We start from the raw sequence: 13,440 nt of genomic DNA, 5'->3' as shown, positions 1-13,440 counted from the left end.
TCGTTGCTACGTTTTTTGTAGCTATGACAACTTTAGCAAGCTGTGCCCTCAAAGATAACAAACCTTACAGGAATAATCGGTGAAGGGAACAGAGTTTTTATGACTGATGTTGTTATTAGGAATAGGAAAATAATTCAGGTTAAGGTATTATTGAAGATATATGCCATAAACAATCATTTATGAAATCAATTATAGTAACGGGCGGAACAAAAGGTATCGGAAGAGCTATTGTTGAAAAGTTTGCCCAAGAACAATATCAAGTGTTCACGTGTGCTCGTACTGAAGACGAGTCCTTAAAAGAATTATCGAATGTATATTTTTTCAAGGCAGACTTATCACAACGTAGCGAAGTGATAGCATTTGCAGACTTTGTTCGTCAGCATACCGAAAATGTAGATATTTTGGTAAATAATACTGGTTTCTTTATCCCCGGTCAAATTCATAATGAAGAGGAAGGAACGCTTGAGGCAATGATTGAAACCAATGTTTACAGTGCTTATCATCTAACTCGACAATTTGTAAATCAGATGATTGCTTTGCGTTCGGGACATATTTTTAATATTTGTTCTACTGCAAGTATTACAGCCTATACCAATGGTGGCTCTTATTGTATTTCGAAATTTGCGCTTTTGGGTATGAGTAAGGTATTGCGTGAAGAGCTAAAACCTTTTAATGTACGTGTTACAAGTATTCTTCCAGGAGCGACCTTGACCAATTCATGGGCAGGTGTCGATTTGCCAACGGAGCGTTTTATGCGTTCTGAAGATGTCGCAGAAGTAATCTGGACGGCACACAAAATGCCAGCCAGCACAGTTTTAGAAGAAATTTTATTACGCCCACAATTGGGAGATATTTAATGGTGAATTAGTAAGTTGTGAATTAGTGATTTCTGCCGTCGATGGAGTTATCTCCAATGACTTAAGCAAGCGTCAGCAACTACTCAAGTGTGGAGGATAGGATTGGGCTGTTGCTAACGCAAGGTTGTTGGAGAAAACTCCCCAAAAGGCTAATTCCAACGATGACGAATGGTGAAAAAATCACTAAATCGCTCATTCACAAATCACTAAATAATATCCTACCTCTTGAAATCGTAGAATTAATTTTGGAAATGGAAAAACAAATTCAATATCAAAGTCTAGAACAATTACCAGAAGTAGCGGCTCAAATTGCAGAATTTGGCAAAAGCGAGTTGATTTGGTTGTTTGAAGGACAGATGGGAGCAGGCAAAACTACGTTGATTAAGGCGTTGTGTGCCCATTGGGGTGTTACCAATCATGTACAAAGTCCTACCTTCTCAATTGTCAACGAATATGTTACCGAAAATGGAGAAACGCTTTATCATTTTGACTTTTATCGTTTAAAAAATGAAGTAGAAGCCATGGATATGGGTGTGGAGGAGTATTTTGATTCGGGAAACTATTGCTTTGTTGAATGGCCTTCAAAGATTGAAAACTTGTGGCCCTTGAATTATTTAAGCATTGAAATTTCGGTGCAAACTGATGGAAGTCGCCTTATTATTTTGAAAAAAAATTAGTAAACCTTCACGATAGAATTTTGGAAAGGTCAAGCAACACTTTATTTTCGTGCTATACTAACCCAATCTTGTGTTGAATAAAGCAATGGCTAAACAATCTGGATTTAAAGAAATACTCGCCCAAACAGGTCTTACTCAAACGGCTCTAATGCCTCAAGAAGCGTTGTTATGGACCAAGCAAAATGCGAAGAGCTTGTTCATTGGCTTACCAAAGGAAATTACCTTACACGAAAAACGTGTTTCCTTAACCCCCGATGCCGTATCGCTTTTGGTAAAAAATGGTCATCAGGTTTTGATTGAGACTGGCGCAGGCGAAGGAGCCAAATTTAAAGACTCTCAGTACTCCGAAGCTGGTGCTCAGATTGCCTATTCTAAAGAGGAACTGTATAAAGCCGATGTGATTGTGAAAATTCAGCCACTTACGGAAGAAGAACTCGAATACTTAAAACATGGAGCAACTTTGATTTCGGCACTCAATATGCAAAAATCAACCAAAGAGTATTTTGAGAAACTGAATCGTAAGAAGGTCACAGCATTGGCGTATGAGTTTATCGAAGACAATGCAGGCGGATTGCCTTTGATTCGTGCGATGTCCGAAATTGCTGGAAGTACCGTTATGCTGATTGCTGCCGAATGTTTGAGTAGCGCCAATAATGGTATGGGCGTAATTTTGGGAGGAATAACAGGCGTACCACCCACGAAAGTAGTTTTTTTAGGTGCTGGTACCGTTTCAGAATACGCCGCTCGTACAGCGATTAGTCTGGGGGCTGATGTGAAGATTTTCGATAAAGATATTTATAAACTTCAGCGCCTCAAACATGCCATTGGTCAACACGTTTATACTTGTATTATCGATTCTCATGTTTTGCCAGAAGCAATTATTCAAGCAGATGTGGTGATAGGAGCGTTACGTGCTGAAAATGGTTTTACACCATGCATTATTACTGAAGAAATGGTGTCGAGAATGAAACCTGACTCGGTATTAATAGATGTATGTATCGACCAAGGAGGCTGCTTTGAAACATCTGAGTTGACCGATTTAGCAAATCCTACCTATCGTAAATATGATGTGATTCATTATTGCGTGCCTAATATTCCTTCACGTGTGGCACATACTGCTACACAGGCATTGAGCAATATTTTTACCTCGTTTTTGCTAAAGACAGGAAAAACAGGTGGAATAGAAGAAGCAATTTTTGCCAATAAAGCTTTCATGAAAGGTGTTTATAGTTACAAAGGAAGTTTGACAAATGCTCAAATAGCAAAAAAACTAGGAATAGCTTATAAAGACCTAAGTTTGTTGGCGGCTGCTAGGTTCTAAATAAAACTAAATTTATCGATGGGAAAATTGATTACCTCAAGATATCTGAAGACTTGGAAATCATTGTTAGACCTCGATATTCAGGATGAATTTTCGGAGGTAGAACAAATACGTTTGGAACCTCATAGCTTTACATTTTATACTTCTGTTTCAGTAATGTCTTCCTCTAAGATAGAAGGAGAACAGCTTGAGGTTGATAGTTTTGTGAAGCACAAACTTTTACAAATTGAATATCTTCCTGAGCTAACAGAAAAACCTAATGATTTATATAATGCATACCTGTTTGCTCAAGATTATCCCTTGACGTACGCCAATTTCTTAGAGGCGCATAAGCTGATATCAGCTCATTTACTTCCCGAAAGGCTAAGAGGTACGCTACGGAAAACCGAAATGCTTGTTATGGAGCATAAAACTGGTAGAATTCAGTATGAGGCAGCTCCACTTGGACTAATAGAGAAAGAATTTGAAGCTTTTTGGACTGAAATAGATGAATTGTTGCAAGAACCAATGCCAGTTGAAGAGGTATTTTATTACGCTTCCTTTATCCATCTGGTATTTGTAAATATTCACCCTTTTAGTGATGGTAATGGACGACTAGCTCGATTATTAGAAAAGTGGTTTTTAGCTGAAAAATTAGGGAGAAGTGCATGGTTTATTCAATCCGAAAAGTATTATTACAAAAACGTAAATACTTACTATAAGAATCTAGCAAGGTTAGGTATTTATTATGAGGGCTTAGATTATGAAAAATCGATTCCTTTTTTACTAATGCTTCAAGAGGCATTAATTTTTGAAAAGTAAAATTTTAAATAAAATGATTGAAGATTATCAAGCTATATCTAATGCCCCCAACTCTCCTGATTTGAATGGAAAGTACTTGGGCATTATTTCAACAGACTTCGCCTTAGTGGCAGAATTTGTTAAGGAAGCTTCTTATCAAATTAGAACAAGAGGTTTTTCTAAATATCCTATTTTTGCAGTTTCTCGTACCGTTGTGCCTGTTGGTTCAAAATTGATCGGTATCAACGAAATGAATGGGAATACTTGGAACTATAATGCCACAGTAGCCGAAGAGTTTATACAAAGGGGAATTATTTCATCTGAAAGTATCGAGGTTTTTGAAACAAGTTACAAAGACCCAGATGAGTTTTGCTGTTTGTTTGTCTTTGATAATGATTTTGCTAGTTTTGTGTATATTCCTTATCCTGAGGACTAAACATTGCGTAATTAACCCACTATTAGATGTAATGAGATGATAGTAAATCCCCAAAAAATAGAAATCGTGAAAGAGGCAATCTTCAGACTAGCAAACTTCTCGTCAGAAGAGTGGGACTTCTATCGTAGTCATATAGAAGAAGTTCAATTTAAGAAAAAAGAGTTTTTAACAGAGATTGGACAGGTAGAGTCATGTATTTACTTTATCGTGGATGGTGCTGTAAAATATATTTCCTTCAAAGAGGATAAAGAAATTTGCGTGGATTTAGGCTTTAAAGGAAATTTTGTTAGCTCTTTTGCCTCATGTTTATCACAAACACCGTCATTCATAGGCATTCAGGCGGTTACTAAGGTTACAGCTATGCGCCTACGTTATCAACCTGTTTTGGAGCTTTTAGAACGTTCCAAAAATGCAGAACGTTTCCACCGAAGAATTGCGGAGGGCTTATATATTCGTGAAACTAAACGCACTTATAGTTTGATTTCGCAAAGTGCCGAAGAGCGCTATCTCAATTTGATTACCTACCAACCAGATGCTTTGAGGCTTATTCCTGTAAAAGATTTGGCTTCTTTTTTGGGTATTCATCCCGATAGTTTGAGTCGTATTAGAAATAATATTAAAGCCTAATACAAGGCAAATCAAAAAAGGCTGAAAAGCCTTTTTTGAAATTTTATTAAATGATTATATGTTCATATATTTGTGTAAAATTGATGGATTTTTTACTACTTTGAGCAATTAAATAATATTGACATGGATTTAAAGAATTGGAGTGTGATGCGATTTCTACGTTTGGCAGTTGGAGCATGGGCTTTGACAAACGGGATGATGCAAAAGGATTTTTTACTATTAGGGTTGAGTGCTTTTGTACTTTTTCAAGCTATTACCAATACTGGGTGTTGTGCCGCAGGGAATTGTAGTACTCCAGTCAATAAAAAAGCAGATACAAAAGATGCTTTGAAAGAACCAGTGGAATTTGAAGAGGTTTAGGGAAAAATTATAATGGGAGTACCAACAGGAACGGCATTATATAATTCGTCTATTTCGGAATTTTGAACGGCTATACAACCTAAAGTCCAGTCAAACCAGCGATGAAATTTGCCTAAAAGTCCCATGTAATTTTTTAGTCCATGAATTTTAATTTCGCCTCCCGCTGGGCGGTGTAACTTTCGTGCGTGAGCTATATCTTTTGCGTTGGGGTAGGAGATACCCAAGTTTTTATAATAAGCACTCATCGGATTTTTGTCATTAATGATATAACTGCCTTCTGGGGTTTTCAAATCGCCTTCATATTCTTTGGCACCAAGCGGTTGTTGACCTAAGGCAATCGAGTAAGTTTTGAGCAGTTGCCCATCGTAAAAAGCTAATAATTGTCGCTTTGATTTTAATACGACCAGACTATCGATTTGTGCATTTTTAGGGAGTGGAGTTTCGGGTAAAAATTGATAAATAGCTAGCCCTAGAATAAGAACAAGTATAAATGTGCGAAAGATAATTTTGAGAGGATGAGTCATAAAGTTTTAGGAATTAGAGAGGGCAAAGAAGAATTTTGTTTACAAAGATAGTATATGGTATTTCTCAGAAGATTGAAAAGCAGCTATTTAGGGGGAAATCTAGAGGTGTAGTTAGTAAACGGTCAGAGTTATAAATTGGTATGTGATTATATTTTGAAAAACTTGTGTTATACTGTTTTGAATTTTTAAGCGTATTCAGATTCGAGATACTGTTCATAAATCATGAGCTATCCTAATGGAGTGATTTGTGATTGATTACTAAAATTTGAATGCCAATATGTAGGAATAAAACTGAGTCTTCCCGAATATTAAGATTGGGATTATCCTCCAAGTTTTCATTAAAAAAGCGGTCGGAAAATTCTTTCCAACCGCTTTTATGCTGTAGGTTAAAAGTTGACAAGAATTTCTTATAAAATAATTTAAGCTTTTTAGCCTAATGCCTACGGCTTACAGCCTAGAGCATATTTACAAAGTTTTACTCGTTAAGCCTCCTTTTTGACTATCAACTTCCACAGTTGCTTTATCCAGTTTTCCTTTAACAATCCAGCGAACTTTCACAGCGCTCATTCCTGAAATGTTTGAAACTTCAATCGTTTGAGGTGTGTATTTTTGTTCTTTAGTCAAATTGATGTCTTCATTTTCAACAATCATACCTGCTACTACATTGGCATTTTTCAAAGAAATATAATCGGGTCTTTCGATTTTGTATTTCAAATCATGCGCTGAGTGAGTTGGAATAACTTTGGCGTTGGTAACTACGGCTGTTACTTCGGTAAAACCACCTGCTAAGGCTTTTTGACGAATCTCTGATACTTCTAATTTAGGCATCTGCGAAGCATGCAAAACCGTAAAAGCCATGTTTCTATGAGCGTCTTCTTCCAACATAAAACCAGGGTGGTTTCGTGTGTAGTTTTTCTTTGGCCCACCAATTTCAATATCGCCATATTGTGGGTGTTTGAACGGTTTCCACGCGACATAAGCATCATTGAATAAAAGATTTTTGCTAAACTCTTCAAAATCATTATTCTGACCACGACCCTCCTCACTTTGTTTTCCGAATAATTTATAAGAAGTAAATAACTCTGTCGAGAACGTAAATACTCCACGACCAAGTGCAAGCCAGTCAATTTCTCCTCCATATACAGTGTATAGGTCTTTGTAAATCACAAAGTACTTATATCCCGGATTGATTTTCTCTCCAATTTTTCCAAAATAATCATACACAGCACCATCTTGAGGCACATAAAATCCTGCGTCTTCTTCGGCACCAGGTCCACGTAAAAACATACCTCCATTATTATGATAACTTTGCGCTCCAGCTATATTAGGGTGAGCATACACAAAGTTTTTGATATTGCGCGTCTCAGCTAACGTGCCTGGGTGATACAAGGCTCCACGTTGAATATAGTCTGGTTGCCAGTTCCAGCCCCAGTCACGGTTAGGGTCATAATAACCAATCAAGTCTTCATTGACAGCACCATCGCCATCATTGTCGATACCTTCATAACCTAACATTTCGTATTCCCCTTTTTCGTCTGGTTTAGCAGGAATCATACGTTGTGGATTATCACAATCAACCTTCCAGCGACCATAAGGTGTTTTGCGACGCATCATCACGATATTGCCATCGCCGTCGAGGTCATCAAATTTGTCTTCGTCTGCTTTCCCATCTCCATCATCATCAAAAGCCAACATTCCCGAACGAGGGGAGTGTGGGGTATTAGGATTTTTCAAGAAATCCTCACGTGCATCTGGGTTGATGGTTGGAACAATATAAAAGACCTTATCTTTTAAAAGTTGTTTGATAAAATCTACGGAATTAAAACTTTCTGCCAAATACCAAGCTGTGTACATTGCCACTTCAGTTCCTTGTATCTCGTTGGAGTGGATATTGCCATCGATATAAAAGCCTGGTTTACGATCTACATTTCCAGACTTAAAATCCGAAATCGTTAAAACCCACATTTCTTTCCCTTGAGTGGATTTTCCAATAGACTCCACTTTTACCAAGTCTGGATAAGCTTTTGCTAAATCTTGGCAAAAACGAGTAATCATCGCATAATCATTGTAATGATTCCAGCTAATTTTTACTTTTGGCGAAGCGGGAGTTCCTATAGCACGAAGCCCTGTGAGGTCATCGTTGATGGTTTTTTCTTGCGCTGCTGCACCCAATGAGCATGACAGCAAGAATAGGGATATATATTTTTTCATAAGAAAATGCTAAGATAATTTGTTGAATATTGTACGTTGTGAAGGATAAAAAACTATTTCAGCGCTACAGATACCGTTTTAATACCTGTCATAGCATTACCAGCTTCGATAGTGATATTGCCTGAACCGCTAATCAACCAGCTATATTCCTGTGATTCACCAGCCGACATAGCACCACGAAGGTTGACTTTTTTACCTGAAATAATGGTTTGAGAACTTGAAGTTTTCACCTCTGTTCGCACCTTTTGTACCCAACGCACACGATCCCCGATTTCTGAACCAGTTGGCAATAAACCTTTATTGGTTACTTGGACAGTTACGCGAGTTAAACCAGCAGAAACAGATTCAGTTTTTATATTAAGAATCTGTACATCTGGCATTTGAGAAGCAAATGCCTTGAAAAACTTGATATGTTTGTCTGTAGCTTCATTCAAATAACTGATAGGAGGGTTCAGTTTTGCATAAGGAGCGATTCCTCCAACTTCAACGGTTTGATTAGGAAAGTCTGGATGATTGATTTTTTGCCAAGAAATAAAACTTCCTTTTAGTTGCTGAGCATCAGCCCACTTCAAAAAGCGGACATCTTCATTGTCACTTGCTTTGATATCTTTTACTTCTTTCTTGGTAGAATCTTTTGGTGCAGATACCTTTGGAGCCCACCATGTTGGCGTGCTAAAACTTAATCTTCCGTAGTGATAGTAGGCCGTTTGAGAAAGATTTCCTTTGGTTTGTGGCATAGCAGGTGCGTCTTTCAAGCCTGTTTGCGTATTGTAGAGTTTGGTAATTTGTTCTCCTACCGAAGCATCTTTTTCTAAAATACCTGTGACAATTCGTTTCAAGGTCTTAGATTTATCAAACTTGGTGGCTTCGCTCAAGTTATTGGCAGGACCAAATGTAAATACTGCATAAATATTTTTGGTGGTGTACAAAAAGTCTAATAAAGCTTTCGTTTCTGATTCAGATGCAGCATATTCTCCCGAACCTTGTGTAAAAAATGGATAGTCGTAAGTACCATTTTTGTCGATATTAACACCTCCTACACCATCTTCGTTGAAAACACCATCCTTGTCATTGTCAATACCCTCGCTGAGGAGGATATATTTGCCCACTTCCCCTTTGCTCGGGTCGGCTTTTACCATGACTCTTGGGTCTTCTTTGCTGATGATATAAGCGCCAGTTGGGTCTTCAATGCGCATCCATGTGATTTGTCCGTCGTTGTTCAAATCTTCAAAAGGATCTTCATTTAAGCGTCCATCACGGTCGTCGTCGGTATCTACGTCGTTGCCACTACGCTCGAATTTGAGTTTTGCTGAAAATTGTTCTTGTGCATCAGGGTTGATGCTAGGAATAATATAGAAGGTTTTTGATTCTAAAACTTTAGCAAGAGAATCGGAAGCCACAAACTTTTCGGCTAGTTGCAAGGCTACTTCTGTTCCTGCTAAATGCGCTCCATCGGCACCTGCCAAGATAGCTATAGCTGGTTTATTACTTGCATCGCCTTTACTAAGTGTTAGGGCAAAAATGTCTTTTCCGCCTTTGCTTTTACCTATAGATTCTAATTTGACGGTGGTGGCGTATTTGCTACTGAGGGTTTTGAGGCGTGTGCTCAGTTGCGCATGGGTTGAATAGGAGCTTTGGGCAAAAGCACAACTCGAAAAAGCGAGTAGCCCAGCCAGAATAAAGGTTTTTTTCATTGTTAAGTACTTTTTTCTCGACTTCAATGATTCTCAATTTTCGAGAATGAAGAGAATCATATAGTTGCGATGAAGGTTGGATAAGTGATTTTTCCTAAAAATACAGGTATTCCTAGAAAATCCATCAATCACACCTACATGATTCGATGTAATACACGTTTGAGAGTCTCAATCGAGAAAAAAGTACGATGAAAAATTATTTTGAGCGTTTGACTAATTCTTCACGACTCAATGTAATCATTCTTCCGATAGGTTTGCCATTACGATAAGTGTTTACACGTAAAGTAATAGGTCCTTCTGGAATCTGAATAGGGTCTTTGTACACAGGGCTAAATTTGCTAGGAACGGTGTCGTCAATCGAATAATGAATTGTCAAATTCGGAATTTCGGCTTCTAATTCAACAACCAATTTTCCATCTTTCATGTAGGGTTTGATAGCCGCATCGTATGCTGAGCGAGCATAATTGATCCCTGCCAAATCGGCACGGTCAAAATGGTTTTCCATTTTAGTGACAAATTTCTCCCAATTCTTTTTCTCTTTTGGCGACCAATATACTTCTGATAATGCCCAGCAACGAGGATAGGTCATATACTCAGCATAAGCCAAAGTAGGAATGCCTTCAGTCCAAAGGTTGGCTTGTCCTCCTAAGATAAATTTGCCATCTACGCCTTCAGGAATTGGTTCGAAATCATAGCATTTTTTCAAACGTAAGGTTGCATAAATGGGTGGCTCCAAGGTTCTGTCACTTTGCATAAAGTCAATATACACATAAGGAGAAGGCGTCATGACTACGTTGTGTCCCAATTTGGCTGCTTCAATACCGCCTTCGATGCCTCTCCAGCTCATAACCGTGGCTTCTGGCGCAATTCCACCTTCCAAAATCTCGTCCCAACCTAGGAGTTTTTTACCTTTAGTTTTCAAGATTTTTTCCACTCTTTTCATAAAATATCCTTGCAATTCCTCGACATGTTTCATGTTTTCTTTCTGCATCAATGCCTGACAATTAGCATCGGCTTCCCAGAAACCCTTGTAACATTCATCTCCACCCACATGGATATAAGGATTAGGAAAAAGCGCTGCTACTTCTGTAAATACTTTATCCAAAAATTCATAGACTTTTTCATCAGAAGGATTCAGCGTGTTGTCGGTCAACATCTTGAATTTACCATTACCATACCACTCCGCAAATTTACTTCCTGGGTTTACTTTTGTTTTTGGATCTTTACTACAAGAAAGTTCAGGATAGGCTGCAATTGCCGCCATACTATGCCCCGGAACATCTATTTCAGGTACGATGGTTACGTTACGGTCTGAAGCGTATTTGATTACCTCTTTAATGTCTTCTTGGGTATAAAAACCACCGTCAGTTGCTGCCTCGCCATCTTTTGGAGCATCCAACTGATTAAATTTACCAATACGTGGCACACGCCAAGCACCCACTTCGGTGAGTTTTGGCAATGACTTTATCTCGATTCTCCAACCATTATCATCAGTCAAATGCCAGTGGAATGTGTTGTATTTGAGACGAGCCATTACATCAATAAAACGCTTCACTTCGTCTTTGGTGAAGAAATGACGACTTACGTCAAACATGATACCACGCCAAGCAAAACGCGGATAATCAGTGATTTTGACAAAAGGAATCGTCCAGTCTTTTTTAACGGCAGTGTTACTTTCTATTTCTGTTGGCAATAGTTGCAAAATACTTTGCATCCCATAAAACAAGCCCCCTGTTTGATTGGCAGTTACCTTAGCTCCATTGGCATCTACCTCTAGGTTATAGCCTTCTTTTCCTAGCTCATCCACAGGATTTTTATGTAGTGAAAAACTAATCGCGTTTGGCTGATGTGGCCCTTTTTTTACGGTAAAATTCCAGCCTGTAGCTTTGTTCAAACGTGCTGCCAAAAGCTCTGCTGTAGTTCTGGCTTCTTCTTGTTGAATAAGAATAGTAGTACTTGATTTTACGAAGAATTGCCCTTTGCTCGTGCTAATCTTGACAGGCTCAGGAATTACATTATGGGGTTTATCTTGAGCTTTGAGCCCTCCCGAAGCGAGGAGGAGGAGGGCGAATGCTCCAGCTTTAAAGGTTGAAAACGGTTTTTTCATAGAATTTTGGGATTTTGGATAAAATTTAAAAAAGGAAAATTATGACTTTTTTTTGATTGATAAACAAGGTTTTATCTGCTTTTGTAAATTGTCTTTTAGTCTCAACAGCTTTTTAAGAGTAATACGTTAAAGAGTAAACCTTCGGTTTCAGGATAAAAGGTTTTGAGTAGAGTAATCAGTTCGTCCTTATTCATACCTGCGTCAAGAAAAGCCGTCCAATCGTCTAATTCAAAAAGGGGCAGTGTTTGGATGTTGATGATGACTGCTTTTTTAAGAAAATGCTCTTGACAATAAATATCTATTTCTGCACCGACTTGATAAATATCTCGTTGTGGGCGAATCGAGGTAAAATATTCACAATCCAATTTATGATTAAAGTTTTGTGCAAAATGAAGCGATAAATTCGACATGATGAAGTTTGATTGAGTTGATACCATTTTGAAATATAAAAGTCTGAATCTTGAAATCAAAGCTTAGAATGGGAATCGCTACAGTTCGGTATAGTTAATACACAAAACTGTCAGAATATTGTACGATTCTATTTTGTACAAAACCTAGATAGAACACTTCCAATTTTCTTTATTAATATCTTATGAAAAAACTCTTTTTTACCCTGTGTCTAGGCATCTTTGGTTTTCAAAACTTTGCGCAGGTTCCTTATTTTCCCAAGCAATATATTTGCTACAAAACTCCTCAAAATCTAAAAATTGATGGAAAACTAGATGAAGAAGCTTGGCAAAAAGCAAGTTGGACCACCGAGTTTGTGGACATAGAAGGTGCCAAACAGCCTTTGCCCTTGCAAGCGACCAAAGCCAAAATGTTGTGGGATGATAAGTATTTGTACATTGCTGCCAAATTGGACGAAAAACATTTGTGGTCATATCAAAATAAGAAAGACCAAGTCGTATTTCTCGAAAATGATTTTGAAGTATTTATCGATCCTGACGGTGACGGACATGACTATTTTGAGCTCGAAGTCAATCCTATTAATAATACCTTCGATTTGTTTTTGCCCAAATCATACAGAAATGGTGGCGATGCCCTTATTTCTTGGGATATAAAAGGTATGAAAACAGCGGTTTATTGCCATGGAACGGTTAATAATCCTAAGGATGAAGATCAATTTTGGACGGTTGAAATTGCCATTCCTTTTGAGTCAGTGGGTATGGGATTGAAGGTGCCATTTCCTAAAGATTTAAGTCTATGGCGTATCAATTTCTCCAGAGTAGAATGGCAGCACGAGGTTAAAAATGGTAAATATGTAAGAAAAGCAAAAGCAGATGGAACGGGTGTATTGCCAGAATATAACTGGGTATGGTCGCCACAAGATGCGATTAATATGCACATCCCTGATCGCTGGGGCTATTTAATTTTCTCTGACAAAAAGGTTTCAGAAAGCCCCATTCACTACCAATTGCCAAGTATCGAAACGGCGAAAAGATGGGTTTGGGCAGGATATGACGCTCAACAAGCTTTTTTGGGAAAAAATAAAATATACACCTCTGACCCGAGTCAGTTAGGTTTGAATTGGCCAAAAGAGTATGAAGTCAAAATAGAAGCATCTGAACATCTATTTATGATTTTGCTAAAAGATTTGACTAACAGAAAACTGCTGACACTCACACAAGATGGCAGACTTTTAGTGCGAGATTTATAAATTTACCTAGGTTAAAGGTTGAAAGATAATTTCAACAGGTTTTCAGCCTTCAAAGCTGGCGTTAGCAACTACCTAATTATCAAGAATAGGGACCAGTTGGTTTGTTACTAATACAAGTATGCGAGACAAAACTCCAACATGGCTTAATAAGAAGTTTTCATTTTCAACCTAACAATCTTACCTTAATTT

The 13,440-nt window shown here is 38.0% G+C and carries 13 protein-coding genes; 8 read left to right on the top strand and 5 right to left on the bottom strand.

Annotation, left to right across the window (positions count from 1 at the left end; all coding sequences use genetic code 11):
• The first annotated feature begins 179 nt into the window (after positions 1 to 179).
• The 7 genes from QM481_RS06310 to QM481_RS06280 all read left to right on the top strand — a co-directional run bounded on the left by QM481_RS06310 (position 180) and on the right by QM481_RS06280 (position 5,058).
• Positions 180 to 857 carry an SDR family oxidoreductase gene (locus tag QM481_RS06310; protein ID WP_166551468.1) on the top strand — a complete coding sequence of 226 codons (678 nt, stop codon included), beginning with the start codon at positions 180 to 182 and terminating at the stop codon, positions 855 to 857.
• 89 nt (positions 858 to 946) lie between these two features.
• The gene (gene tsaE / locus QM481_RS06305; protein ID WP_310589659.1) at positions 947 to 1,534 is read left to right on the top strand and encodes a tRNA (adenosine(37)-N6)-threonylcarbamoyltransferase complex ATPase subunit type 1 TsaE; all 588 of its coding nucleotides are present in this window, start codon (positions 947 to 949) and stop codon (positions 1,532 to 1,534) included.
• An 85-nt stretch (positions 1,535 to 1,619) separates the two neighbouring features.
• Complete coding sequence (locus QM481_RS06300) at positions 1,620 to 2,855, top strand: alanine dehydrogenase (protein ID WP_166551466.1); 1,236 nt, start codon at positions 1,620 to 1,622, stop codon at positions 2,853 to 2,855.
• Between the two features lie 18 nt (positions 2,856 to 2,873).
• Positions 2,874 to 3,656: a Fic family protein gene (locus tag QM481_RS06295; protein WP_283381115.1), complete on the top strand. Its 783-nt coding sequence runs from the start codon at positions 2,874 to 2,876 to the stop codon at positions 3,654 to 3,656.
• Between the two features lie 13 nt (positions 3,657 to 3,669).
• A complete protein-coding gene (locus QM481_RS06290) occupies positions 3,670 to 4,071 on the top strand; it encodes a hypothetical protein (protein WP_166551464.1) in 402 nt (133 codons plus the stop codon).
• Positions 4,072 to 4,137: 66 nt separating this feature from the next.
• A complete protein-coding gene (locus tag QM481_RS06285; RefSeq protein ID WP_283381114.1) occupies positions 4,138 to 4,698 on the top strand; it encodes a Crp/Fnr family transcriptional regulator in 561 nt (186 codons plus the stop codon).
• A gap of 123 nt (positions 4,699 to 4,821) precedes the next feature.
• Positions 4,822 to 5,058 carry a hypothetical protein gene (locus tag QM481_RS06280; RefSeq protein ID WP_166551462.1) on the top strand — a complete coding sequence of 79 codons (237 nt, stop codon included), beginning with the start codon at positions 4,822 to 4,824 and terminating at the stop codon, positions 5,056 to 5,058.
• Here the strand turns inward: QM481_RS06280 and QM481_RS06275 are convergent.
• The 5 genes from QM481_RS06275 to QM481_RS06255 all read right to left on the bottom strand — a co-directional run bounded on the left by QM481_RS06275 (position 5,055) and on the right by QM481_RS06255 (position 12,004).
• Positions 5,055 to 5,582, bottom strand: coding sequence for a L,D-transpeptidase family protein (locus tag QM481_RS06275; protein WP_283381113.1), 528 nt, complete (start codon positions 5,580 to 5,582; stop codon positions 5,055 to 5,057). The genes QM481_RS06280 and QM481_RS06275 overlap by 4 nt on opposite strands.
• Before the next feature lie 465 nt (positions 5,583 to 6,047).
• Positions 6,048 to 7,793, bottom strand: coding sequence for a M14 family metallopeptidase (locus tag QM481_RS06270; RefSeq protein WP_166551460.1), 1,746 nt, complete (start codon positions 7,791 to 7,793; stop codon positions 6,048 to 6,050).
• 53 nt (positions 7,794 to 7,846) lie between these two features.
• Positions 7,847 to 9,487, bottom strand: coding sequence for a M14 family metallopeptidase (locus tag QM481_RS06265; RefSeq protein WP_283381112.1), 1,641 nt, complete (start codon positions 9,485 to 9,487; stop codon positions 7,847 to 7,849).
• A 196-nt stretch (positions 9,488 to 9,683) separates the two neighbouring features.
• Positions 9,684 to 11,594: a beta-N-acetylhexosaminidase gene (locus tag QM481_RS06260; RefSeq protein WP_283381111.1), complete on the bottom strand. Its 1,911-nt coding sequence runs from the start codon at positions 11,592 to 11,594 to the stop codon at positions 9,684 to 9,686.
• 101 nt (positions 11,595 to 11,695) lie between these two features.
• Positions 11,696 to 12,004 (bottom strand): hypothetical protein, encoded by a 309-nt coding sequence (locus QM481_RS06255; protein WP_283381110.1) that lies wholly within the window; start codon positions 12,002 to 12,004, stop codon positions 11,696 to 11,698.
• Between the two features lie 182 nt (positions 12,005 to 12,186).
• On the opposite strand from QM481_RS06255, the gene QM481_RS06250 reads away from it, so the two are divergent.
• Positions 12,187 to 13,251: a carbohydrate-binding family 9-like protein gene (locus tag QM481_RS06250; protein ID WP_283381109.1), complete on the top strand. Its 1,065-nt coding sequence runs from the start codon at positions 12,187 to 12,189 to the stop codon at positions 13,249 to 13,251.
• The last annotated feature ends 189 nt before the right edge of the window (positions 13,252 to 13,440 follow it).

This window comes from Flectobacillus rivi (genome assembly GCF_030056655.1).
GTDB lineage: Bacteria > Bacteroidota > Bacteroidia > Cytophagales > Spirosomataceae > Flectobacillus > Flectobacillus rivi.
The sequence above is the reverse complement of the archived record's forward strand: the minus strand, read 5'-3'. Positions and strand labels throughout refer to the sequence as shown.